The organism is Gymnodinialimonas phycosphaerae (genome assembly GCF_019195455.1).
Classification (GTDB): domain Bacteria; phylum Pseudomonadota; class Alphaproteobacteria; order Rhodobacterales; family Rhodobacteraceae; genus Gymnodinialimonas; species Gymnodinialimonas phycosphaerae.
The window spans coordinates 3,517,263-3,539,921 of the sequence record NZ_JAIMBW010000001.1; the positions used below are offsets into that span (position 1 = coordinate 3,517,263).

Annotated in this window: 31 protein-coding genes; 19 read left to right on the forward strand and 12 right to left on the reverse strand. The window is 62.8% G+C overall.

The window, feature by feature from the left end; all coding sequences use genetic code 11:
- The first annotated feature begins 64 nt into the window (after positions 1-64).
- Entirely contained in the window at positions 65-427 is a 363-nt protein-coding gene (locus KUL25_RS17425) for a BLUF domain-containing protein (RefSeq protein ID WP_257894081.1), read from the forward strand.
- A 333-nt stretch (positions 428-760) separates the two neighbouring features.
- Here the strand turns inward: KUL25_RS17425 and KUL25_RS17430 are convergent, their stop codons facing one another.
- The 3 genes from KUL25_RS17430 to KUL25_RS17440 are packed head-to-tail and all read right to left on the reverse strand — an operon-like array spanning position 761 to position 1,781.
- Positions 761-1,228 (reverse strand): OmpA family protein, encoded by a 468-nt coding sequence (locus KUL25_RS17430; RefSeq protein ID WP_257894082.1) that lies wholly within the window; start codon positions 1,226-1,228, stop codon positions 761-763.
- Positions 1,213-1,563 carry a hypothetical protein gene (locus tag KUL25_RS17435; protein ID WP_257894083.1) on the reverse strand — a complete coding sequence of 117 codons (351 nt, stop codon included), beginning with the start codon at positions 1,561-1,563 and terminating at the stop codon, positions 1,213-1,215. The genes KUL25_RS17430 and KUL25_RS17435 overlap by 16 nt, the downstream gene beginning before the upstream one ends.
- 8 nt (positions 1,564-1,571) lie before the next feature.
- Complete coding sequence (locus KUL25_RS17440) at positions 1,572-1,781, reverse strand: hypothetical protein (RefSeq protein ID WP_257894084.1); 210 nt, start codon at positions 1,779-1,781, stop codon at positions 1,572-1,574.
- Between the two features lie 324 nt (positions 1,782-2,105).
- Between KUL25_RS17440 and rpmI the strand changes: the two genes are divergently transcribed.
- Together rpmI and rplT are read left to right on the forward strand one after the other, a co-directional pair.
- Positions 2,106-2,306 (forward strand): 50S ribosomal protein L35, encoded by a 201-nt coding sequence (gene rpmI / locus KUL25_RS17445; RefSeq protein WP_257894085.1) that lies wholly within the window; start codon positions 2,106-2,108, stop codon positions 2,304-2,306.
- 12 nt (positions 2,307-2,318) lie between these two features.
- Positions 2,319-2,678: a 50S ribosomal protein L20 gene (rplT, locus tag KUL25_RS17450; protein WP_068357235.1), complete on the forward strand. Its 360-nt coding sequence runs from the start codon at positions 2,319-2,321 to the stop codon at positions 2,676-2,678.
- Positions 2,679-2,765: 87 nt separating this feature from the next.
- On the opposite strand, the gene KUL25_RS17455 is transcribed toward rplT, so the two are convergent.
- Positions 2,766-3,221 carry a hypothetical protein gene (locus tag KUL25_RS17455; RefSeq protein ID WP_257894086.1) on the reverse strand — a complete coding sequence of 152 codons (456 nt, stop codon included), beginning with the start codon at positions 3,219-3,221 and terminating at the stop codon, positions 2,766-2,768.
- An 18-nt stretch (positions 3,222-3,239) separates the two neighbouring features.
- A complete protein-coding gene (locus KUL25_RS17460) occupies positions 3,240-4,052 on the reverse strand; it encodes an OmpA family protein (RefSeq protein ID WP_257894087.1) in 813 nt (270 codons plus the stop codon).
- Positions 4,053-4,637: 585 nt separating this feature from the next.
- Here KUL25_RS17460 and pheS point away from each other — a divergent pair.
- From pheS to KUL25_RS17480, 4 genes are all read left to right on the forward strand, one after another.
- Complete coding sequence (gene pheS / locus KUL25_RS17465; RefSeq protein ID WP_257894891.1) at positions 4,638-5,702, forward strand: phenylalanine--tRNA ligase subunit alpha; 1,065 nt, start codon at positions 4,638-4,640, stop codon at positions 5,700-5,702.
- A gap of 6 nt (positions 5,703-5,708) precedes the next feature.
- Entirely contained in the window at positions 5,709-6,101 is a 393-nt protein-coding gene (locus tag KUL25_RS17470; RefSeq protein ID WP_257894088.1) for a type II toxin-antitoxin system PemK/MazF family toxin, read from the forward strand.
- A gap of 203 nt (positions 6,102-6,304) precedes the next feature.
- Positions 6,305-8,707 (forward strand): phenylalanine--tRNA ligase subunit beta, encoded by a 2,403-nt coding sequence (gene pheT / locus KUL25_RS17475; RefSeq protein WP_257894089.1) that lies wholly within the window; start codon positions 6,305-6,307, stop codon positions 8,705-8,707.
- 14 nt (positions 8,708-8,721) lie between these two features.
- Positions 8,722-9,165 (forward strand): YtoQ family protein, encoded by a 444-nt coding sequence (locus tag KUL25_RS17480; RefSeq protein ID WP_068357209.1) that lies wholly within the window; start codon positions 8,722-8,724, stop codon positions 9,163-9,165.
- Positions 9,166-9,236: 71 nt separating this feature from the next.
- Here the strand turns inward: KUL25_RS17480 and KUL25_RS17485 are convergent, their stop codons facing one another.
- Positions 9,237-9,938 (reverse strand): glutathione S-transferase family protein, encoded by a 702-nt coding sequence (locus KUL25_RS17485; protein WP_257894090.1) that lies wholly within the window; start codon positions 9,936-9,938, stop codon positions 9,237-9,239.
- A gap of 156 nt (positions 9,939-10,094) precedes the next feature.
- Between KUL25_RS17485 and mscL the strand changes: the two genes are divergently transcribed.
- Positions 10,095-10,523, forward strand: coding sequence for a large conductance mechanosensitive channel protein MscL (mscL, locus tag KUL25_RS17490; protein ID WP_068357204.1), 429 nt, complete (start codon positions 10,095-10,097; stop codon positions 10,521-10,523).
- Positions 10,524-10,606: 83 nt separating this feature from the next.
- On the opposite strand, the gene KUL25_RS17495 is transcribed toward mscL, so the two are convergent.
- Complete coding sequence (locus tag KUL25_RS17495; protein ID WP_257894091.1) at positions 10,607-11,209, reverse strand: protein-methionine-sulfoxide reductase heme-binding subunit MsrQ; 603 nt, start codon at positions 11,207-11,209, stop codon at positions 10,607-10,609.
- 69 nt (positions 11,210-11,278) lie between these two features.
- A complete protein-coding gene (gene ald, locus KUL25_RS17500) occupies positions 11,279-12,397 on the reverse strand; it encodes an alanine dehydrogenase (RefSeq protein WP_257894092.1) in 1,119 nt (372 codons plus the stop codon).
- A 121-nt stretch (positions 12,398-12,518) separates the two neighbouring features.
- On the opposite strand from ald, the gene KUL25_RS17505 reads away from it, so the two are divergent.
- Entirely contained in the window at positions 12,519-13,001 is a 483-nt protein-coding gene (locus tag KUL25_RS17505) for an Lrp/AsnC family transcriptional regulator (protein WP_068357190.1), read from the forward strand.
- A 32-nt stretch (positions 13,002-13,033) separates the two neighbouring features.
- Here KUL25_RS17505 and KUL25_RS17510 read toward each other — a convergent pair whose 3' ends face one another.
- The gene (locus KUL25_RS17510; RefSeq protein ID WP_257894093.1) at positions 13,034-13,363 is read right to left on the reverse strand and encodes an AzlD domain-containing protein; all 330 of its coding nucleotides are present in this window, start codon (positions 13,361-13,363) and stop codon (positions 13,034-13,036) included.
- The gene (locus tag KUL25_RS17515; RefSeq protein ID WP_257894094.1) at positions 13,360-14,094 is read right to left on the reverse strand and encodes an AzlC family ABC transporter permease; all 735 of its coding nucleotides are present in this window, start codon (positions 14,092-14,094) and stop codon (positions 13,360-13,362) included. Before KUL25_RS17515 ends, KUL25_RS17510 begins: the two co-directional genes overlap by 4 nt.
- A 59-nt stretch (positions 14,095-14,153) precedes the next feature.
- On the opposite strand from KUL25_RS17515, the gene mobA reads away from it, so the two are divergent.
- The 3 genes from mobA to KUL25_RS17530 are packed head-to-tail and all read left to right on the forward strand — an operon-like array spanning position 14,154 to position 16,470.
- Entirely contained in the window at positions 14,154-14,711 is a 558-nt protein-coding gene (gene mobA / locus KUL25_RS17520; protein WP_257894095.1) for a molybdenum cofactor guanylyltransferase MobA, read from the forward strand.
- Positions 14,708-15,562 carry a hypothetical protein gene (locus KUL25_RS17525; RefSeq protein WP_257894096.1) on the forward strand — a complete coding sequence of 285 codons (855 nt, stop codon included), beginning with the start codon at positions 14,708-14,710 and terminating at the stop codon, positions 15,560-15,562. The genes mobA and KUL25_RS17525 overlap by 4 nt, the downstream gene beginning before the upstream one ends.
- On the forward strand, positions 15,559-16,470 hold the full coding sequence (locus KUL25_RS17530) for a DMT family transporter (RefSeq protein ID WP_257894097.1): 912 nt from the start codon (positions 15,559-15,561) through the stop codon (positions 16,468-16,470). Before KUL25_RS17525 ends, KUL25_RS17530 begins: the two co-directional genes overlap by 4 nt.
- Here KUL25_RS17530 and KUL25_RS17535 read toward each other — a convergent pair.
- Positions 16,454-17,623 carry a MalY/PatB family protein gene (locus KUL25_RS17535; protein WP_257894098.1) on the reverse strand — a complete coding sequence of 390 codons (1,170 nt, stop codon included), beginning with the start codon at positions 17,621-17,623 and terminating at the stop codon, positions 16,454-16,456. The two genes, KUL25_RS17530 and KUL25_RS17535, sit on opposite strands and share 17 nt — an antisense overlap.
- A 188-nt stretch (positions 17,624-17,811) precedes the next feature.
- Here KUL25_RS17535 and def (KUL25_RS17540) point away from each other — a divergent pair, with 188 nt between their 5' ends.
- From def (KUL25_RS17540) to def (KUL25_RS17550), 3 genes are read left to right on the forward strand one after another with little or no spacing between them, the layout of a single operon-like run.
- The gene (gene def, locus KUL25_RS17540; protein ID WP_257894099.1) at positions 17,812-18,336 is read left to right on the forward strand and encodes a peptide deformylase; all 525 of its coding nucleotides are present in this window, start codon (positions 17,812-17,814) and stop codon (positions 18,334-18,336) included.
- A complete protein-coding gene (gene def / locus KUL25_RS17545; protein ID WP_257894100.1) occupies positions 18,333-18,815 on the forward strand; it encodes a peptide deformylase in 483 nt (160 codons plus the stop codon). Before def (KUL25_RS17540) ends, def (KUL25_RS17545) begins: the two co-directional genes overlap by 4 nt.
- Positions 18,805-19,296, forward strand: a complete 492-nt coding sequence (def, locus tag KUL25_RS17550; RefSeq protein ID WP_257894101.1) for a peptide deformylase — start codon at positions 18,805-18,807, stop codon at positions 19,294-19,296. Before def (KUL25_RS17545) ends, def (KUL25_RS17550) begins: the two co-directional genes overlap by 11 nt.
- Before the next feature lie 9 nt (positions 19,297-19,305).
- On the opposite strand, the gene KUL25_RS17555 is transcribed toward def (KUL25_RS17550), so the two are convergent.
- Positions 19,306-19,983, reverse strand: a complete 678-nt coding sequence (locus tag KUL25_RS17555; protein ID WP_257894102.1) for an ArsR/SmtB family transcription factor — start codon at positions 19,981-19,983, stop codon at positions 19,306-19,308.
- A gap of 111 nt (positions 19,984-20,094) precedes the next feature.
- Between KUL25_RS17555 and KUL25_RS17560 the strand changes: the two genes are divergently transcribed.
- The 4 genes from KUL25_RS17560 to KUL25_RS17575 all read left to right on the forward strand — a co-directional run bounded on the left by KUL25_RS17560 (position 20,095) and on the right by KUL25_RS17575 (position 22,612).
- A complete protein-coding gene (locus tag KUL25_RS17560; protein WP_257894103.1) occupies positions 20,095-20,304 on the forward strand; it encodes a DUF1127 domain-containing protein in 210 nt (69 codons plus the stop codon).
- A 41-nt stretch (positions 20,305-20,345) separates the two neighbouring features.
- Positions 20,346-21,251 (forward strand): methionyl-tRNA formyltransferase, encoded by a 906-nt coding sequence (gene fmt / locus KUL25_RS17565; RefSeq protein ID WP_257894104.1) that lies wholly within the window; start codon positions 20,346-20,348, stop codon positions 21,249-21,251.
- Positions 21,252-21,284: 33 nt separating this feature from the next.
- Positions 21,285-21,569, forward strand: coding sequence for a hypothetical protein (locus tag KUL25_RS17570; RefSeq protein WP_257894105.1), 285 nt, complete (start codon positions 21,285-21,287; stop codon positions 21,567-21,569).
- An 86-nt stretch (positions 21,570-21,655) separates the two neighbouring features.
- On the forward strand, positions 21,656-22,612 hold the full coding sequence (locus KUL25_RS17575; protein WP_257894106.1) for an L-malyl-CoA/beta-methylmalyl-CoA lyase: 957 nt from the start codon (positions 21,656-21,658) through the stop codon (positions 22,610-22,612).
- The last annotated feature ends 47 nt before the right edge of the window (positions 22,613-22,659 follow it).

Below are 22,659 nucleotides of genomic sequence, written 5' to 3' on the forward strand. Positions count from 1 at the left end.
AGGAATAGGTTGCATGATTTTGACCCGTCTCGATTATTACTCGTAGCGCAACCCGTCCGAGCGGATGGATGTTGATGATCTCATCGAAAAGTGTCGGCGCAACAACCAACGCGCCTTCATTACCGGAATGCTGCACTACAACGGCGATCACTTCCTACAGGGTCTGGAAGGTGGGCGCGCCGAAGTCAGTGCGATCTACCACCGGATCGCCCGTGATCCGCGGCACTCCAGTATCATCCTGATTTCCAGCCAAGATGTCCGCGAACGGATGTTCCCGACCTGGTCGATGGGCATGCATGAAGGCATGGACGATCAGGCGCGCAACATCTTCCTACGCTATTTCTCGACGGACGACGTTAATCCGGCAACGGTCAACGTCGATAGTCTTCTTGACGTCCTGCAAGACCTCGCCATCAAGATGCCCTGAGGGTTCTTCCGCCCGCAGGTCAGGCATGTCATAGCGCCCGGTTCGGTCCGGCAACGGCGTTTGCCTGGGCGCTTCGGGCTGCGCAAGAAGGGCCGCCTCGTACCGTCTGATCTGCCGTTTCGCCCGGTCCAGATCGCCCGACATCCGCTTTGTGTCATCCTCTGTCGCCGTCGCCGCCCTGCAATGTCGCGTGATCTGCCCTTGGTCGGCAGCCGTGCGCCGTTCCAGGAACGCTGTGAATTTGGCTTTGGCAAGGATGTATCCGCCAAGGCCCGCCGTGAGGATCAGCGCCGTCAAAAGGATAAGGTTCAAAGCAACATACATGGCGTAATCCTACGGAAGTTCGGCACGGACGATGAAATCGACGCGTCGGTTAAGGGTGTCGTCGGCGCCAGCGGCACCTTCGGAAATCGGGCGCCGGGATTCAAAGCCGATCGCCTCAAGGCGGATCCGGTCAAAGCCGGTGTCGGTCAGGTGGGTGACAACGAATTCAGCGCGTTGCCAGGACAGGACAAGGTTCAACGTCTCATCCCCGGATGGGTCTGCGGGGCCAGCCACGACGATATAGGCGGTGTCGCATTCGGCCACCCGCTGCGCGAGGTCGACCACGGGGGCCATCGCGCCGCTGGTTGTCTCGACGGCATAAGGATCGAAAGGGACGGTGATCGACGCGGCCAAGGCGTCGAGCGTTGCGACGCAATCGGCCTCGGCCCCCAGGGCCGGTGCAGCGGGCTCGGGCACGGCGTCCGGGGTTGCGACGGTCAGCGGGGCAGTCGCTTCGGGCGCTATGCGGATCTCCATGGGTATGTTTGCAACGGCAGGAACGGGCTGCACCTGCGCAGGCGCGACGGGATCCGGGCGATCACTGCTGCGACGTCCGCCGGTGTTACGGAGGGTGACGGATCCTGCGCGACGACGGGGTCCAAGGCCGCGATGGGGCGCGGCGCGGTGCTGGTTGGCCCAAGGGCGACATAGGATGCAGCGGCGGCAGCCAGACCGAACAGAGCCAACGAGACAGAAACCAACGCGGTTCGGGATTTGGGGTGTTGCCCCGTGGTGCGGCTGATCTGGGCCAGCGTCATGCCCGCTGCCCTTAATTCAACCGATTGTGCGTCGCGTCGTTTGCGGCTGCTCATCATATCACTCAATCACTATGAAACACGGCCATCATGCCCTGCTCCGTCTCGTGGAACTGGACATGGACCCGCAGTCTGGCTGCGGTTTCCTCGATCATCTTGCGGTTTTCGGCGATAGAGACCCGGGCACCCTGATCGTCCAAAGGGAACGTCAGGCCCAAGTCACAGACCATATGTTGAATGACTGACTTCAATCGGTGAGAGTAGAATACGGCCACAGTGCTATCCCCAGTCGTACGGGCGACGTTGCGCCCCTACAGGTCAAACTCACACTGTCTGTAGCGTTGACCAAAGCGGAAGCCGCAATATTTGGGGGTTTGTCGCATATTTCATGCGCTTTGGCGGATTACCCACAATTCAAGCGCCCGGTCCCGCACCCCTGTGGTTCGCAACACAATGGCACTCAAATGGCACGAAAAAGCAGGGCTTTTGTCTTGCAAGCCGTCTGTGTTGACCGTAATGGGTGCTTTCCTACGGTGCCTCCGGCCGAAATACGGCATGCCGCGACGCACCTGAACCACTCGAGACGATAGGAGTTGGAAATGCCGAAGATGAAGACGAAGTCGAGCGCGAAGAAGCGCTTCAAGGTGACAGGCACTGGTAAGGTGCTGGCAGGTCAGGCCGGTAAACGGCACGGGATGATCAAGCGGAGCAACAAGTTCCTCCGCAATGCGCGCGGAACGGCCGAGCTTTCGGCCCCCGACGCCAAGATCGTCAAATCCTACATGCCCTACGACCGTTAAGGAGCCGCTGATATGTCCCGTACCAAAGGTGGAACCGTCACTCACCGTCGCCACAAGAAAGTCATCGATGCCGCCAAGGGTTACTATGGCGCGCGGTCGACCAACTTCCGCACCGCGACCCAGGCCGTCGACAAGGCCAACCAATACGCCACCCGCGACCGCAAGAACCGCAAGCGCCAGTTCCGCGCCCTGTGGATCCAGCGCATCAACGCGGCTGTGCGTCAGCATGATGAGGCGCTGACATATTCGCGCTTCATCAACGGTCTGGCGAAAGCCGGGATCGAGGTGGACCGCAAGGTCCTTGCTGATCTGGCCGTGCACGAGCCCGACGCCTTCGGCGCGATCGTGGATCAGGCGAAGGCCGCGCTTTAAGCGTCTTTCCTGTCGGAAACAAAAGAAACCCCGCGGCACCGATCTGGCGCCGCGGGGTTTTTTGTTGCCTCGGATCGTGAGGGGCCGTCAGGCGATGGCGCGGCTCATCTGCTCCAAACCACGGCGTTGTGCGACGGGGGCTACGTCCTGATCGCCTGCGCGGTCAAAGTCATCAACGCCATGGACGCGCTGCACGTAGGCGGCTGCCTGCTGTTGCAGCGACTGCTCGTTGACGGCTGCGGCTGCGGCTTCCAGATCCACTTCGCTGGCCGGATAGCCCTCGAACAAGGCCACTTCATAGCGGCTGACCCGTCCACGGGCGCGGGTAAGGTCTTCGGACAGGATGGCTACTTCTGCTTCGAGGCGTGCGACGTCTTTGTGCGCTTGCTTGCCGTCCCGCTGGGACCGGGCAAGGCGGGCTTGGTAGGCCATGACGCGATTGGCGATCGTGGCGGCGAAGTGGGCGCGGGCAAGCAGGTAGCCCCCGGCGCCAGCGGTGCTGATCAGCAAAAGGACAAGCATGAGATTAACGAATACGGGCATGGTTCTTGACCTTTTCAGTTACTGGCGCAACGGCACGACGGCGAATTCGACGCGACGGCTGAGGGCTTGGGCTTGTTCGGCCGGGGTGTCTGCCAGAAGCTGGCGGGACCCGAAGCCGATGGGCTCGTAGAAAGACGTGTCGTGACCGGCGGCTTCAATCGCCTCGATCACGGATTCGGCGCGCTCCCACGACAGCAGAAGGTTTTGCGTTTCGTCACCGGTGGCGTCGGAATGGCCGCGCACCATCACGCGGATACCGCTGCACGACGCGACGCCTTCGGCGAAGGAGAAGGCGGCGTTCATGTCTTCCGACTCTGCGTCGGTGGACCCTGCCGAGAAGCGGACCGACAAACGATCAGCAGCCCCTTGCAGGTTCTGGCGGCAGATCTCTGCCTGGGCTTCCGTCAGGACGGGGCGGTTCGCGGCGCGCCGCTCTTCCCGGCCGGTTGCGGCATCGACCGAGAGGGACGTGAAGACCAGTTCTTCCTCCTCCGGGGCGACTTCGGTGACCTCCAGGGCGGCTTCCAACACCGGTGGAAGGTCTTCGGTTTCGACCTCGGCCACCTGTTCCGGGGCCGTGGGGGCTTGCGGTGCCAGCACGGGTTGCACGGCGGCAACCGGGGCTGCGGGCAACGTCATGGCCATCTGGCGCGGCGTTTGCGCCGTGTTCTGCCCCGTGGCAAGGAACCCACCGGCCACGCCGGACACGGTAAACAGGCCTGCTGCCAGCAAGACCGACGGCGTTGCCACCAGCTTGCGGTAATGATCTGCCCGCCGGGATGCATGGGCCAGCCGCTGGCTTGCATCCTCATGATCCATGTCTTGTTGCATGCGTTTTCTAAAGATCGCCATCAAACAAACTCCGTCTGTGTAGACGACGCACCCAAGGGTATGGCGCCGCCTTGATACTCTACGGATACACGGGGGGAGAGTGTTGATGTGGCGACCCAGCCGCCCGCACATGCGCATGGCCGATGCTGTTCCGCATCGACCAGACCCGTGGCGGGAGCCAAGTTTCGGGGGGCAAACCCCGAGTTTTGTGTGACCAACATGCTCACGTGTACCTGCCCAATAGATGCCGGTGCTTACTCGCCCGACTTGGCGGCGAAACTGAGGGCAAGCCCGGTTTCAGTCAATGATTTGACACACTTGTGCCGAATCACCTGACTTAGCTGTTGCGGGAATGCCGCCCTGTGTCTGAAAGGACACTTACCGCAAGGGCCGATATTCATCATTTTTATCAATATATTAGAGTCCTTACGCGCACGTCATTCCGGCCCTTGAAAAGGGGCGCTTCAAATGTGGCAGGAATGGGGCAGGCACGGCTTCGGCCAAAGCGCTCAGCTTGCATTCCCCCCCTCTCCCGCATAGGGATTTGCCGGAATTACGAGGCGGGAGCGCGCGAATATGGACGGCTTGGACGACTTGCGAAGCAGCTGGATTGACCGCATCGGCGGCGCCACGGATGAGGCGACGCTAGAGGAATTTCGCGTGGCCGCCCTTGGCAAGAAGGGTGAGATCTCGCTGAAGATGCGAGAGCTTGGGAAGATGACGCCCGAGGAACGGCAGGTTGCCGGTCCCGCGCTCAATGCCCTGAAGGATGAGGTCAACGCCGCAATTGTGGCGAAGAAGGCCGGTCTGGCCGACGCCGCGTTGGATGAGCGGCTGAAGGCGGAGTGGTTGGACGTGACGCTGCCCGCGCGGCACCGTCGTGTGGGGTCCATTCACCCTGTCAGCCAGGTCATGGAGGAGGTCACGGCGATCTTCGCCGACATGGGCTTTTCCGTCGCGGAAGGCCCGCAGATCGAGACGGACTTCTACAATTTCGACGCGCTCAACATCCCCGGCCACCACCCCGCGCGGGCCGAGATGGACACGTTCTATACGCATAGGGCCGAGGGCGATAACCGCCCGCCCCACGTGCTGCGCACTCACACGTCCCCCGTGCAGATCCGCCATATGGAAAAGTACGGCGCGCCGTGTCGCATCATCGCGCCGGGTCGCGTTTATCGCGCGGACTACGACCAGACCCACACGCCGATGTTCCATCAGGTGGAGGGGCTTGTGTTGGGCAAAGACGTTTCGATGGCCAACCTGAAATGGGTGCTGGAGGAGTTCTATTCGGCGTTCTTCGGGGTGGCGGTCAAAACCCGCTTCCGCGCGTCCCACTTCCCCTTCGTGGAACCGGGCGCCGAGGTCGACATTCAGTGCAGCTTCGAGGGCGGCACGGTGAAGGTCGGTGAGGGCGACGATTGGCTGGAGATCTTGGGCTCTGGCATGGTGCATCCGAAAGTGCTTGAGGCTGGAGGGATCGACCCGTCCGAGTTCCAGGGCTTCGCGTTCGGCATGGGCATCGACCGGATTGCCATGCTGAAATACGGCATCCCGGATTTGCGCGACTTCTTCAACAGCGACCTGCGGTGGCTGCGGCACTACGGGTTTGGGGCGCTGGAGATGCCAAGCGTGCATGCGGGGGTTTGAGAAGGCTTGCCACTTAAATTCCACCCACGCGCAGGCGCGCTTCTAGTTGCAGATTTTCGAGGTTTTGAACCGCCAGAGATCTGCAAGCGGCGCCCTGTCGTAGTCGTTTCGCCCCGCCTTCCCAATCGAGGCGATCTAGTTGCAGTTGTTCCGACCAGTACAACGGCTCCGATCAAGCAACTTCCATATCATGTGAAGCTTAGCCAGAATTATGCACCTTGGGATGCTCCCGATGATGGAGTTTGGGCTAAGTGCGATTTGCTGATGAACATTAGCCTGAAGCGAATGGATGGCTTCAAGGTTGGTAAGCGGAAATGGATCACGCCTGCGATCTCTGCTGCTGATCTTGAAAATGTGCGCGCGGGCGTGTTGGCAGCTCTAGGATTCGGCAGTCATTGAATCTTCATTGATGAAGCGGTATATGTACAGGGTATCCCGGTTTTCGGGCTTTAAGACCTGGTTTTCTAGGCAGACCGCCCGCTAAGCGATATCAAGCTTTGGGCGGTCTTCGTTTTTTGCGTCCATACTTTCCAGATGCCCTCCATGGACTTCGTAGCGTGAACGGGTAGAACACCCGTGAATAAACGCGCGGAGCCCCGAAAATGAAATTCACCCTCTCCTGGCTGAAAGATCACCTCGACACGGACGCCTCTGTCCAAGCCATCACCGATGCCCTCACGGACCTCGGGCTGGAAGTGGAAGGCGTGGAGGACCGCGCGGCGGCGTTGGCCAATTTCACCATTGCCCACGTCCAATCCGCCGAGAAGCATCCGGAGGCAGACCGTCTGCGCGTGTGTCAGGTGGAAACCAACGACGGCGTGCAACAGATCATCTGCGGTGCGCCCAATGCGCGGGCGGGCATCCACGTGGTGCTGGCGAAACCCGGCGATTATATCCCCGGCCTCGACATCACCATCGGCGTCGGCAAGATCCGCGGGATCGAGAGTTTCGGGATGATGGCCTCCGAGCGGGAATTGGAACTGTCCGAGGAACACGACGGCATCATCGAGCTGGACAATGCCGAGGTCGGGCAGACCTTCGTCGATTGGCTGGCCAAGAACGACCCCGCCAAGGTGGACCCGGTGATCGAGATTGCGATCACGCCGAACCGGCAGGACGCGCTTGGCATTCACGGGATTGCGCGTGACTTGGCGGCGAAGGGGCTGGGGACGTTGAAGGCCCATGAGCCCGCCGAGATCAAAGGCACGTTCAAAAGCCCGATCAACGTCACCATCGACGCCGATACGCTGGACACCGCCCCGCATTTCACCGGGCGGCTTATTCGCGGTGTCAAGAACGGCCCCTCTCCGCAGTGGTTGCAGGACCGCCTGCGCGCCATTGGGCTGCGGCCGATTTCTGCGCTTGTCGATATCACCAACTACTTCACCTACGACCAGAACCGTCCCCTGCACGTGTTCGACGCGGACAAGGTGGCGGGTAATCTGCGGGTGCATAAAGCGGCGGGCGGTGAGACGCTGACCGCGCTGGATGACAAGGAATACACCCTGCCTGCCGGTCACATGGTGATCAGCGACGACAATGGCCCAGAGAGCATTGCGGGGATCATGGGCGGGCTGGACACCGGCTGCACCGAGGAGACGGTGAACGTCTTCCTCGAGTCCGCCTGGTGGGACACCATCGCGATTGCCTATGCGGGCCGTGCGCTGAAAATCAACTCGGACGCGCGCTATCGGTTCGAGCGGGGCGTGGACCCGGAGTATACGCTGCCCGGCCTGCACGCGGCGACGCAGATGGTGCTGGATTTGTGCGGTGGAGAGGCGTCTGAGGTTGTGGAAGCGGGCAAGCCGCTGGACACCGCACGCAGCTACACGATGCGGCCAGACCGGGTGAACTCCTTGGTCGGAATGAACGTGTCCCGCGAAGAGCAGGCGCGCATCCTGACGGCTTTGGGGTTCAGCGCCACCGGCACCGATACGCTGGAGGTTTGGGTGCCAAGCTGGCGTCGCGATATCCAGGGGGAGGCCGATCTTGTAGAAGAAGTCGCTCGCGTCACGTCCCTGTCCCAGTTGGAGCCGCAGCCCTTGCCGCGCGAACCCGGCGTTCCCGCGCCCGTGCTGACGCCGATGCAGCTGCGCGAACGCAGTGCCCGGCGCACAATTGCGGCGCTGGGGTACAATGAATGCGTGACCTATAGCTTCATCGACAAGGCCAGTGCAGAGCTGTTCGGCGGCGGCACCGATGACGTGATGCTGGAAAACCCGATCAGCTCCGAGATGTCGCACATGCGCCCCTCGGTTCTGCCGGGGCTGCTGCAGGCCGCGGCGCGCAACCAGGCGCGTGGGATGGTGGATATGGCGCTGTTCGAAGTTGGCGCAGGCTTCCATGGTGGTGAACCGGGGGAGCAGCATTTGCAGGCCTCGGGCATTCTGGTGGGCCACACCGGTCCCCGCGATCCCCATGGCGCACGTCGTGCGGTGGATGTCTATGATGTGAAAGCCGATGCGGAGGCCGTTCTGGCCGCCATTGGCGCACCGGCCAAGGCGCAGATCCTGCGCGGGGCGGGCGACCAATGGCACCCGGGGCGGCACGGGATGATCTGCCTTGGGCCCAAGAAAGTGCTTGGGATCTTTGGCGAAATTCACCCCAAGATCCTGTCGGCGATGGATGTGAAGGGCCCTGCAATGGCCTTCACGATCTTCCCCGAAGAGGTGCCGATGCCGCGCAGCACGTCCGCCACGCGCGGGGCCGTGACGATGTTGGACCTGCAAGCGGTGGAGCGTGATTTCGCCTTCGTCGTGCCCACGGATGTGGCCGCGTTGGATCTGGTGAATGCTGCCGCTGGCGCCGACAAGGCACTGATTGCTGACGTGAGCGTCTTTGACGAATTCATCGGCGGGTCGCTGGGGGAGGGCAACAAGTCCATCGCCATCGCGGTCCGCATGCAGCCCCGCGACAAGACCCTGACCGAGGAAGAGATCGAGGCCGTGGCCGCGAAGATCGTTGAGAAGGTCAGCAAAGCCACGGGCGGTACGTTGCGCGGATAAAGGAGAAATACCCGATGAAAGTCTATCTATCAGGCGAGATTCACACCGATTGGCGCGAGCGGATCATAGACGGCTCTAAAGATCTGGACGTGACGTTCAGCAGTCCTGTTACGGACCACGCGGCCAGCGATGACTGCGGTGTGGCGATATTGGGCGAGGAGCCAAACAAGTTTTGGCACGATCACAAGGGGGCCAAGGTCAACGCGATCCGAACCCGGCACGGCCTTGAAAACGCGGACATTGTCGTCGTGCGCTTCGGTGAGAAATACAAACAGTGGAACGCGGCATTTGACGCGGGCATGGCGGCGGCCCTTGGCAAACCGCTGATCGTTCTGTCGATGCCCGAGCATCAACACGCGCTGAAAGAGATCCACGGCGCGGCGCTGGCGGCGGCGGAAGAGCCTGAGCAAGTCGTGCAGATCTTGCGCTATGTGCTGACAGGCAAGTTGCCGACGTAACTGGTGAAGATAGGGGGCGGCGGGCTGAACCCCGCCCTATTATGGGGCACGTGCGCCCGCCCCCTTGATCCTTACCCCTCGCGCGGGGGCGTGACACGTCCGACCTTGACGGCCTCGCGCGCAAGAAAGCGGTCGAGGTAGGCGGGCACGTTCGTCAGTTCGTCCCAGCCGACAGTTTCTTTCACGCCATAGAAATCCAGCGCCGCAAGCCATGGGGCAATTGCGATGTCCGCGATGGAGTAGTCGCCCGCAACCCAATCACGGTCGGCCAACTGCTTTTCCAACACGGCAAGCAGGCGCTTGGCCTCGTTGACGTAGCGCTGTTTCGGGCGCGGGTCTTCGATCTCGGACCCGGCGAATTTGGAGAAGAAGCCGAGTTGCCCGAACATCGGGCCCACACCGCCCATCTGGAACATCACCCATTTGATGATTTCGTACTTCTGTGCGGGCGTCGTGCCGATCAGTTTGCCGGTCTTCTCGGCCAGGTAAATCAGGACGGCGCCGGATTCCCACAGCTCCAGCGGCTCACCATCCGGCCCGTTGGGGTCGATGATGGCGGGGATCTTGTTGTTGGGGTTCAGGGCCAGGAAGGCGTCGCTTTTCACGTCGGCGTCCGACAGCGTGACGGTATGCGCCTCGTAGGGCAGGCCCATTTCCTCCAGCGCGATAGAGACCTTCACTCCGTTGGGCGTGGGGAAAGAGTAGAGCTGAAGCACGGTCGGATCAGCAGCAGGCCAGCGGGTGTTGATGGGATGGTCGGTGATGGCGGTCATGGGGTGTCCCCTCCAGAATTGATCACACCAGCAATTATGTCCCCTTGTTTGTTAGCGCTACCCCGGCAAGTGTGGAGGTGCGAGAGGGAGCACTGTGCGCATGCGCACGAAATGACATCCCGAGCGAACAGGATCTGGATAGGTTGGGACAACCAAATGATTAACGAATTCAAGGACTTTATTGCCAAGGGCAATGTAATGGACATGGCTGTTGGTATCATTATCGGCGCAGCCTTCACGGCGATTGTCACCTCTTTGGTAGGCGATCTGATCAACCCGATCATTGCGCTGTTTACCGGCGGGATGGATTTTTCGGGGTGGTTCTACGTCTTGGGCGACGGCGAATGCGCCTCGGTCGCGGCCTGTACGGAGGCTGGGATCTCTGTCTTTGCCGTCGGCAACTTCCTGATGGCGATCATCAACTTCCTGATCATCGCCTTCGTGGTGTTCATGCTTGTGAAGATGGTGAACCGCGTGAAGTCCGCCGCCGAAAAGCCCGAGGAAGTGGCCCCCGAGGTCGAGACCGGCCCGAGCGAGTTGGACGTTCTGCTGGAAATCCGCGACAGCCTGAAGGCGCGCGGATAAGCCAAGGCTGCAAGATCGCAGCGGCGACGACGGCATGAAAGATGGAAAAGGCCCGCCACAGCGCGGGCCTTTTTCGTGGCGCCTCAGGCCGAGGCTACCCGCCGGGTCGCGGCCTTGTTGATCCAGTACCACCCCCGGTAGGCCTCCAGCAAAGCAAGGGGGGCGAAGTGGACAAGCGCCACGCCGGTCCCGCCCCAATCATGCAGCGACGCCCAATGAACAAGCACGAACATGGCGGCCACGTAGGTGGTGCGTTGCAGGGTTTTCCAATGGGTGCCGAGGAAGCGCACGGCAGCATCCATGGAGGTCAGCGCCAGCGGGATGAAGATCGCGAAGGCGATCCAGCCGGTCCAGATATAAAGCTTTGGCAGGTCATTGGTGACGGCAGTCAGGCTGCCTTCGTCGATGAGGTAGAAAATGGTGTGCAGCAGCGCATAGCCGAAGGCGGCGAAGCCGAAGTAACGGCGGTTGCGCTTGAGCCATGCCACGAAGCGGCTGCCTTTGAGAATCAGCGCGAGGGGCGAGATCATCATCGTGATGATCAACAGCCGGGCCGAGAATTCGCCCGTGGGGTGGAGCAATCCGTGGATGGCCCGTGGATCGGTGGAGGTCAGCGCCTCGTAGGTGAACAGGGCGGGAAGCAGGGCCAGAACGGCCCAGAGCCAATAGGGGGAAAGGCGCGACATTACGGGAACTCCGGGTGGGTCTAAATCACTTGCTCGGGTACCACGCGCCGCCGCGCCCTTTCCGTTGCCCTAGTTCTTGATAACCAGCGCCGGAGAGATGACATCCATCCCCAAGGCCACACCGACGGCGTAGTTGGTCAGCTTGCCCGCGTGGGTGTTGAGGCCTTCCAGCAGGTGGGGATCGTCGGCGCAGGCCTGTTTCCAGCCCTTGTCGGCCAGCGCCAGCATGAAGGGCATCGTGGCGTTGCCGAGGGCCAAGGTGGACGTGCGGGCGACCGCGCCGGGCATGTTGGCGACGCAGTAGTGGACGATGCCGTCGACCTCGTAGATCGGGTCCTGGTGGGTGGTGGCCTTGGATGTCTCGAAGCAGCCGCCCTGGTCAATGGCGACATCGACGATGACCGCGCCCTGCTTCATGGTCGAAAGCTGCGCCTTGGTCACCAGTTTGGGCGCGGCGGCGCCGGGGATCAGCACGGCGCCGATGACCATATCGGCCGTCTGGATCAGTTGCGCGGTTGCGTCGGCACTGGCGTAGCGGGTCTTGAACGCGCCCCGGTAGGCATCATCGAGGTAGCGCAGGCGGGTCAGGGAACGGTCGAGGATGGTGACATCCGCGCCCATACCGGCGGCGACACGGGCGGCCTGGGTGCCGACGACACCGCCGCCGATCACCAGCACCTCGGCCGGGCCAACGCCCGGAACGCCGCCCATCAGGACACCGCGCCCGCCATTGGCCTTTTGCAGCGCCCAAGATCCGACCTGTGGCGCGAGGCGACCGGCGACCTCGGACATCGGGGCCAGCAGCGGTAGGCCACCGGTGCGGTCCGTCACGGTCTCATAGGCGATGGCGGTGACGCCGCTTTTGAGCAGGTCGTCGGTTTGCGGGCGGTCGGGGGCAAGGTGCAGGTAGGTGAACAGGATCTGCCCCTCACGCAGCATGGCGCGCTCAACGGCCTGAGGTTCCTTGACCTTCACGATCATGTCGGCGCTTGCGAATATCTCGGCGGCGTCAGCAGCAATGTCGGCGCCCGCAGCGAGGTAATCCTCATCCGTGAAGCCCGCGCCGATGCCGGCACCCGATTGCAGTGTGACACGGTGGCCGTGGGTCACGGCCTCGCGCGCGGCGGCGGGGGTAATGCCAACGCGGAACTCTTGCGGTTTGATCTCTGTCGGACAGCCGATATGCATGGTGGTTCCTCCCAGAACGTGTGTCGTTTGGATCGGGAATACGCCTGTCGGGGTCGAATTGCTTTGAAAGTTTGCCCGACTTGGGGCAGTCCTTTGCAATATCTTTGTGCAAAGGGCGGGTATGGCGAGAGAAATCATCAAGGAAGTCGATCTGGACGCAATGGACGTTGCCATCCTGCGGGCGCTGCAACGGCAGGGGCGGATGACCCACGCGGAATTGTCCGAGCGGGTAAACCTGTCGCCCTCCGCCTGCCACAGGCGGGTGCAGCGGCTGGAGGCCTCGGGCGTGATCCGCGATTACGTGGCCCTGCTGAACCCTCGCGCCGTGGGGCGCGTGACCACGGTGTTCGTCGAGATCAAGCTGCAAGGCCAATCGGATGAGACGTTCGATGCCTTCGAGAAGGCCGTTTCACGGGTGGAAGATGTGTTGGAATGCCACCTGATGGCAGGCTCGGCGGATTACCTGTTGAAGGTGGTGGCGCGGGACAGCGAAGATTTTGCAAGGATCCATCGCCAGCATCTGGCGAGGTTGCCCGGCGTGGCGCAGATGCAGTCAAGTTTCGCACTGAAGACGGTGTTCAAGACGACGGCGCTTCCGGTGTAGCGCGTCACCCGTAAACCGGGCCAAGGCTCGGTCTACATGACTGCCCGCACCACCAGGAACGCGCCCATGCCCGCCACGACCGCCCAAATCGGGCTTTTGCGCCAATAGCCGATGCCCATGGCAGCAACCGCACCTGCGAGGTGTGGCGGGCTCAGCGCACCGTCTGCCGTGGCGGGCCAGACGACCAAAGGCGTCACCAAGGCGGGCAGGATCGCAACGGGTGTATAGCGCAGGTGGCGCAGCAGCCATTCAGGAAGCGCCCGGTCCCCGATCAGGCCGAGGAACGAGAACCGGATCACGTAGGTCGCAAGTCCGAGAGCGGCGATGATGAACCAGATCTCTCCGGCGCTCCAACCGGTCATTTGGGCGCCCCCGGCGGTTGCGTGAAGCTTCGACCCATGCGCCGCTCAACCTCTGCTCCTACGATCATCGCGCCGATGCCTGCGGGCATCAGGCCAAGGTTGTAAGGCAGGCCCGCGAAGGCAAGCGCCAGGATGATCGAGGCCCCCGCCGCCGCGATATGGGCGGGCGTGCGCAAAGCGGGGGCAATCATGGCGATGAAGGTCACGGGGACGGCGAACTCCAGCCCCCACTCGGTCGGGATGGATTGGCCAAGCAGCGCACCCACAAGGGTGGCGGCGTACCAGATCGGCACGATGGGCAAGCAGGTGCCGAAGAAATAGGCGACCCTCTCGGACAGGGTCATCTGGGGGGTGGCTTCGTACTTCAGGACCGACACGGCGTAGGTCTGATCGACATTCATGTAGCCGATCAGCGCCCGCTGCCACAGCGGCGCCCCCCCCACGTGGGGCGCGAGAGAGGCGGAATACATGGCCATCCGAAGGTTCACCGCGATGGCCGACAGAAGGACAATCACGGTCGGCGCCTGTTCGGACATCAGTTGCAGCGCGGCGAATTGGGACGCGCCCGCGATGATGACAACAGAGAAGCCCATGACCTCGGCGATGTTAAGCCCGGCCTCCGTCCCGACGACGCCGAAGAGCATGCCGAATGGGCCCGCCACGAAAAGGAATGGCCCGCAATCGCGAGCGCCGCGCCAAAAGGCGGTTCTTGTGGTGGTATCGGGTGTCATGGTGCGTCAGTATCCGTGCGGAATGGCACATCGGTAGACTCGCGCAGGGGAGGATGCAATTGGCGGAACACGATTTTCCGGCGGTGATCCTGGCCGGCGGGCAGGGGCGCCGCATTGGCGGCGACAAGGCTAGGGTCCTGTTGGGGGGCGTGCCGCTTTGGCGGCATGTGTTGGACCGGGTGTCGCCGCAGGTGCATGGCGTCGCGGTGAACGCGGACGAGGCGTTCGAAGGATTGCCCGTGGTCCCTGACGAGGTGCCCGGGCAAGGGCCGTTGGGTGGTATCCTGGCAGCGATGGTCTGGGCGCAGGGCCTGGGCGCGGCGCGGGTGCTGACGGTGGCGGTGGACACGCCGTTTCTGCCGCTGGACCTGGCGGCGCGGTTGGATGTACCGGGGCGGATCGTAGCGGCGCAGACCGAAGACGGGCTGCACGGGACCACGGCATTGTGGGACGTGAGCCTTGCCGATGATTTGCGCAACGCCCTGGCGGCGGGCACGCGGAAGGTGACGGATTGGGCTGACGGCGTTGGCGTGACGCCCGTGATGTTCGAGGACGCGGGCGCGTTTTTCAACGTGAACACCGCCGAAGATCTGGCCATGGCCGAGGCGCGGTTGTGAGCGGCTTTGATACCATCGTGATCGTGGATTGGTCGGCCCGTTCCGCGCCGTCGCCTGCCAGGCGCACGAAGGATGCGATTTTCGTGGGGATGGCGCGGGATACGTACCTTGCGACGAGTTACCAGCGGACGCGCGTGGCGGCGATGCGGTTCCTGACGGGGCTGCTTGATGGCGAGCGGCGCGCCGGGCGGCGGGTGCTGGTGGGTTTTGACTTTCCGTTTGGGTATCCGAAAGGGTTTGCGAGGGCCGTGGCGGGCTCGGGCGATCCGTTGGTGCTTTGGGAGTGGCTCGCTTCACGGATCGAAGATGACGACCGCAACCGGAACAATCGATTTGACGTGGCAGAGGCGATGAACGCGGGCTTCGCCGCGCCGGGTCCGTTCTGGGGCTGCTCGGCAAAGCGCGCCACGAAGCAGTTGCTGTTTCGCAAGCCGGTCTATGACCCGTTCCCATTCATGGAACGGCGGGTGATCGAGCAGAAATTGCCGCGCGCGAAGACGACGTTTCAGCTTTTGGGCAATGGCTCGGTCGGGTCGCAGAGCCTTCTGGGCTTGCCCCATGTGCAAGGGCTGCGAAAGCGGTATGGCACGGACCTGTCAGTTTCGCCGTTCGAGGCCAGCGACACACCGATTGTCTTGGCTGAGATTTATCCCGGTCTGATTGACGCGAGCGTAAAGGCGCGGGTTCGGGGTGTGGAGATTTTGGACGCCGCGCAGGTGCGGTTGGTGGCGAAGGCCTTTGCCTCGCTTGCGCCGGATCATCTGGAGGCGATGCTGCGCGAAGGCGACCGGGAAGAGGGGTGGATCCTCGGCCTTGGCCATGAGCCGGCGTTGATCGAGGGGTTGGGATGAGCGGGTCGCGCTTCACGCGCGGCAACGGTGGCCTCGCGGCCCTCGGGCCGGGCCTGCTTCTCGCGACGCTTGGCGCAGTTGTGCTGACGCCGGACGCGATGTTGATGCGGCTCTCTGGCATGGACGGTGTGCAGATGTTGGGCTGGCGCTCCTCCATCATGGGGGTGGTGCTGATCGCGGCCTGGGCCGTGAGCCGCGTGGGCCATTGGCGCAGGGACCTGGCGCTGGTATTCTCGGGCGGAGGTTTGGCAATTGCGGTCTGCCAAGGGGTGAATGGAACGCTCTTTACCTTCGGGATCGTCGGCGCGCCGGTGACGATGGTGTTGCTGGGGGTGGCAACGGTGCCGGTCTTTGCGGCCCTGTTCTCGTGGGCGTTGATGGGGGAGGCCACGGGGCGGGCGACCTGGGTCACGATTGGCTGTGTGCTGGCGGGGATCACAGTTGCGGTGCTTGGGAAGGGCGAAGGCGTGTGGGATGCAAGCGCGCTGGTGGGCGCGCTCTACGGGTTGGGGGTTGCGGTGTGCCTGGCGCTGTCGTTCGTGCTGATCCGACGGTTCGGGGATATGCCGATCCTGCCGACAGTGGGCTTGGGCGCATTGGGGGCAGGGGCCGTGGGCATCGTCTTGGTTGGTCCGGCGCAGATGCTGGGTGACGCGGTCCTGTGGCCCATTCTAGTGACCGGCGCGGTGGTTCTGCCGGTCAGTTTCTTCTGCCTGTCGCTTGCCTCACGCTATACAGCGGCGGCGAATGTCAGCTTGCTGTTGTTGTTGGAGACGGTGCTGGGGCCGCTATGGGTGTGGCTGGCCATTGGCGAGGCCCCTACGCCGATGATGCTTGGCGGAGGAGCGATCGTGGTGGGCAGCCTGGCGCTATACCTGCTGCGCGAAAGGCTTACTGCAGGTCGCTGAAGGCGGCTTGCATCCGCGCCACGGCGTCCTCGATGACCGTGCGGGGGGCCGCGATGTTGAAGCGCAGGAAGCTGTCACCGCCCTTGCCGAAGGTCGGCCCGTAGTTGACGGCGATCTTGGCGGTCTTGGTGACACGGTTGGTGAATTCATCGCGGGTCATACCGGTGCCTTCGAAATCGACCCACGCAAGGTAAGTGGATTCCAACGCCATCGAGTGCAGGCCGGGAATGGCGTTGATCCCCTCATCGAAAATGCGGGCGTTTTCAGCCAGGTAGGCGCGCAACTCGTCTAGCCATTTTGCCCCGTCGGGCGAATAGGCGGCGGTCACCATGAAAAGACCGAAGGAGTTGGGCGACATGCCAAGCGCGGCCATGCGGCCCGCAAACGTGGCGCGAAGGGTATCGTCGGCGATGATCACATTACCGATGTGGCTGCCCGCGATGTTGAAGGTCTTGGTGGCAGCGGTCATCATCACCAGCCGGTCGGCAATGCCGTCGATATGGGCCATGGGAATATGGGTCTGGCCAGGCATGGTCAGGTCGTGGTGGATTTCATCGGAGACAAGGATCAGGTCGTGGCGACGCGCGAAATCCGCGATGCCTTGCAGTTCGTCGCGGGTCCACACGCGGCCGCCGGGGTTGTGAGGGGAGCAGAGCACGAGCATCTTCTCGTGCCCTTTCATCTGCGCATCGAAGCTGTCGAAATCGAGGGTCAGGCGACCGTCGACGACGTCCATTTCCAGTTCGCACAGGTCGCGACCGGAGGCGTTAATGACCTTGGCGAAAGCGTGATAGACGGGCGTGAACAGGACCACGCCGTCGCCTTCGCGGGTGAAGGCATCAAGGCACATCGCCGTGCCATTCACCAGGCCATGGGTCGAGAAGATGTGGGAGGGATCGACCGTCCAGCCGTGGCGTTCCTGCATCCACCAGCAGATCGCGGCACGGTACGCGCTGTCGTCGCCGAAGTAGCCGTAAATGCCGTGGGCGTGCATATCCGCCACCGCGTCTTGGACGCATTGGGGCGGCCGGAAGTCCATGTCTGCGACCCACATCGAAATACCATCCTCGGGCGAGACGCCGTAGAGCGCCTCCATCATGTCCCATTTCACGCAATGGGTGCCGCGGCGGTCGATGATCTCGTCGAATGACATGGGAAGGGCTCCTGTTTGGTTTCTGGAGACCCTAACGTTTGGCGGGCGGGCTGCAAGGGTTCGGGCTGGAATGGTCGGCCGGTGATACGCGTGGCCGCGTCGATGCCTTCAAGGTGCATTTTCACGGAACAAAGATGGGTGAGGGAGTGCCCTTTATTCGGGCGGCGCTTTGTCTTACATGAACGCCCATGAAACTACCGATCCTGATCCATCCCGACCCACGCCTGAAGAAGGTGGCCGCCCCCGTGGCGGACCTTTCGGATGAGTTGCGCATGCTGGCCGACAATATGCTGACCACCATGTACGAAGCGCCCGGTATCGGCTTGGCCGCGCCACAGGTCGGCGTGGGCCAGCGGTTGATCGTGCTGGATTGCGTGAAGGAGGAGGGCGCCGCGCCGCGCCCCCTGGCCATGTTCAACCCGGAGGTCGTGGTATCCTCGGATGAGATGAACACCTATGATGAGGGGTGTCTGTCGATCCCCGATATCTATGCCGATGTGACCCGGCCCGAGGCAGTGACGGTGCGGTGGATCGATTTGCACGGCAACCCGCAGGAAGAGACCTTCGACGGGCTTTGGGCGACCTGCGTGCAGCATGAAATCGACCACCTGGAGGGCAAGCTGTTCATCGACTACCTCAGCGGGCTGAAGCGGCAGTTGATCACCCGCAAGATGGTGAAGCTGAAGCGCGACCGGGCAAGGGACGGGGTGTGAGCGTCAGGGACGTTCTGCTGTGGCCCGACGCGAGGTTGTCGGAGGTTTGCAAGCCGGTGGGGAAGGTTGACCCGCAGCTGATCGAGGATCTGTTCGACACGATGTATGCCGCTTACGGGCGCGGTCTGGCAGCGCCGCAGGTCGGTGTCTTGCAGCGCGTGTTCGTGGTCGATGTGACGTGGAAAGAAGGCGTGCGCACGCCGCGGGTCTTCGTGAATCCGGTGGTCCAGCAACGCAGCGCTGATATGCGGAGCATGGAGGAACAGTGCCTCTCCATTCCCGATCTGCCCATGCGCGTCACGCGCCCGGAGGGCGTCACGCTGGCGTGGGAGGGGGCTGACGGGCCGCAGACAGAGACCTTCGAAGGCAACCTTGCCCGCTGCATTCAGCATGAGTTGGACCACCTTGATGGCCGGGTGATCTTCGATCACCAGTCTCCGGAAGATCGGGCCGAGCTGGAGGCCCTCTATGCCGGTTAAGCCGTTCATCCCATGGCCCGACAAGCGCCTTCGTACCGCCACCGAGACCGTGGGGACCATCACAGATGCACATCGCGCGATCTGGCAGGACATGATCGACACCATGGACGCGATGCCCGGCGTCGGCCTTGCCGCGCCGCAGATCGGCGTCATGCTGCGCCTTGCCGTAGTGGATGCCAGCGACACGCGCGGGCAGGCGATCCGCATGGCGGACCCAGAGGTCATCAGCGTGTCGGATGACATGAACACCTACCCCGAGGGCTCGCCCAACCTTCCCGGCGTCAGCGCGAAGATCACCCGCCCCGCGCGGGTCGTGGTGGCGTTCACCGATCACCACGGAATGCGTGTCCGGCAGGAGTTTGTGGAGCTTTGGGCCACCTCCGTCCAACATCAGATCGACCATCTTGCGGGCAAGATGTATTTCGACAACCTCAGCAAGGTGAAGCGGGAGATGTTGATCAAGAAGGCCCGCAAGGCCTAGGCGCCAAGTTCAGGAAAAGGCCTTCGCAAAGGCGCGCGCGCCGTCTGGCGTGAAGGTCACATGGCGGCTGTCGCGGGACCGGCGCAGCCACTGCAATTCCTCAAAGCGCGCCAATAGCGCCGCCCCAAGGGCACCGGCCAGATGGGACCGACGCTCGGACCAATCCAGGCACACGCGACACAGGGGCCGCGAAAGGCGGCTCAGGGCGTCTACGTCGATGCCAAGACCCTCGATGAAAGTGGCGCCTTGGGCGGTCAAGCCGATATCCTCATGGTAGACCGTCAGATGGCCGCCGCTGGCGAGGCAATCGAACATCCTCACCGCGTGCGCCCCCGCCAGATGGTCGTAACAAATCCGCGCCTCTCGCAGGGCAGCGTCCTTCGGCCCCGGTTTGTGGCGCATGTGGCCTTTGGCGGCCGCAAGGCCATCGAGGGTTTCCAACGCATGGGCCACGTCTGCATCCGCCAAGGCAAAGTAGCGGTGCCGCCCCTGTTTGCGCGGCCACAGGAGCCCCGCGTCGACCAGTTGCGCCAAGTGGCCAGAGGCGGTTGCGGCGCTGATGCCGCCGACCTCGGCCAGCTCTCCGGCGGTCAGGGCACGGCCATCCATCAGGGCCAGCAACATGTTGGCGCGGGCCGGATCGCCGATGAGCATGGCAATGCGAGTGATGTCTGGTCCTTGGGTCATGGGCGCAGGCTGCGGGTTCGCAGGCCGCGTGGCAAGGGCGAACGCTTTGGTCCGGACCAAAGCATCAAAGGCGCGTCACAGGGCAGGGTCGGCCGGAAAAGGAGACCACCAATGACTGATACCGACCAGGCCACCGTTCGCCCCCGCCGCCGTTTTCGCCTGCCCTTCATTCACTGGCGCGCCGTCTGGCGAAGCAGGCGGGCGTTGTCCCGGCTTGACGCGCATCTGCTGCGCGACATCGGGGTGAGCGATTTCGATGCGCGCCAAGAGGCAGCGCGGCCCCTTTGGGATGCGCCCGAGCCATGGCGGGGAGGGACGTGACCTGCTAAAGCGGGCGCAACGCCCCCAAATCCGAGGACACAATGCGCCTGATCTTCATGGGAACGCCTGATTTCTCTGTTCCCGTCCTCGAAGCACTGAACGACGCGGGGCACGAGATCGTTGCCGTCTATTCTCAGCCCCCGCGCCCGGCGGGACGCGGCAAGAAGGCCCGCCCCAGCCCTGTACAAGCGCGCGCCGAGGCTTTGGGCCTGGCCGTGCGCCATCCGGTGTCGCTGAAGGGGGCGGAGGCACAGGCAGATTTCGCCGCGCTGAAGGCCGATGTCGCCGTTGTCGTCGCCTACGGGTTGATCCTGCCGCAGGCCGTGCTGGACGCGCCGGCACGCGGTTGTCTGAATATCCACGCGTCCCTACTGCCCCGGTGGCGCGGGGCAGCGCCGATCCATCGCGCGATCATGGCGGGCGATGCCGAAACGGGCGTATGCATCATGCAGATGGAGGCCGGGCTGGATACCGGCCCTGTCCTCTTGCGCAAAAAGACCCCGATTGGCCCGGAAGAGACGACTGGCGCGTTGCACGACCGCCTGTCCACGATCGGCGCCAAGGCGATTGTGGAGGCTTTGGCGCAACTCGACCATCTTGCGCCAGAGGTGCAGCCCGAAGAGGGTGTCACCTATGCCACCAAGATCGATAAATCCGAGGCGAAGGTGGATTGGACCGCTTCCGCCCCCCATATCAATCGTCAGATCCTGGGCCTGTCGCCGTTTCCCGGCGCTTGGACCATGGTGGGCGGCAAACGTTTGAAGCTGTTGCAGAGCCGCGTGGCCGACGGCAACGGTGCAGCGGGCGAAGTGCTGGAAGGGTTGACCGTCGCCTGCGGTGACGGGGCGGTTGAAATCACGCGTGTCCAGCCCGAGGGCAAGGGCGCGATGGACACGAAAGACTGGCTTCTGGGCGCAAGGATCGCTCCGGGGACCATATTGGGATAAACCGGGTCTGTGCCCGCGCTTTGGAGAACGCATATGATCCTGTTTTCATTCTTCGGATCCCTGATGATCGCGGGCGTCGTGGCTTTCTTGTTCGAGAAATGGGGCTGGACCCACAACGGCATTCTGCCCTCGGTATTCATCGCCTGGGGCGCGGTGCTGGTGTTATTCTTCGTGCGGTCCCTGTTCGGTCTGTCGCTGGGATCTCCGGGTTTGGACGCGGTGATCGGCTCGGCTGCCGCGTTGATCCTGATCCCCACGGAATATGCCTCGCGGCGGCGCGGCAAGGGCGCGAAGGATCGCCCCTGGCGGAATCGCTGATTTCTGCACTGCGGCGCTTGCACGCTGAGGCGCAATAAATTACCCCTCACACAACGCATTGCGCAATTTCCTTTCGTGAGGTCCCCATGAGCTTCCGCATCCAGCCCACTCCCATTGCACGCCCAAACCGCTGCCAGCTGTTCGGCCCCGGCTCGAATCCGAAACTGTTCGAGAAGATGGCGGCCTCTGCGGCGGATGTGATCAATCTGGATCTGGAAGACAGCGTCGCGCCGGATGACAAGGCCACGGCACGGGCCAACATCATCGCCGCGATCAAGGACGTGGATTGGGGCAAGAAGACCCTTTCGGTCCGGATCAACGGCCTCGACACGCCCTATTGGTATCGCGATGTGGTGGAACTGCTGGAGGCCGACACCCCGCGTCTGGACATCATCATGATCCCCAAGGTGGGGTGCGCGGCGGATATCTACGCGGTCGATGCCCTGGTCACGGCGATTGAAACGGCCAAGGGGCGCACAAAGCCCGTCGGCTTTGAGGTGATCATTGAGTCTGCCGCGGGTATCGCCCATGTCGAAGAAATCGCGGCGGCTTCGCCCCGGATGCAGGCGATGAGCTTGGGGGCTGCGGATTTCGCGGCGTCGATGGGGATGCAGACGACCGGCATCGGCGGCACGCAAGAGAATTACTACATGCTCCATGAGGGCCAAAAGCACTGGTCCGATCCTTGGCATTGGGCCCAGACGGCGATTGTCGCGGCCTGCCGCACCCATGGGGTGTTGCCCGTTGACGGGCCGTTCGGCGATTTTTCGGATGATGAGGGCTACCGCGCGCAGGCGCGACGGTCTGCAACCTTGGGAATGGTTGGCAAATGGGCGATCCACCCCAAGCAAATCGCCGTTGCTAATGAAGTCTTCACCCCTTCCGAAGAAGCTGTGGCCGAGGCGGAAGAGATTCTGGCCGCCATGGAAAAGGCCAAGGCCGAAGGGGCCGGGGCGACCGTTTACAAAGGCCGTCTGGTAGACATCGCGTCGATCAAACAGGCCGAGGTCATCGTGCAGCAGTCTAAAATTATCGCGAGTTAAGTTTCGGCCGTTAAGGAATTGGCAAGTGTACCTGTACACAGTGGTGC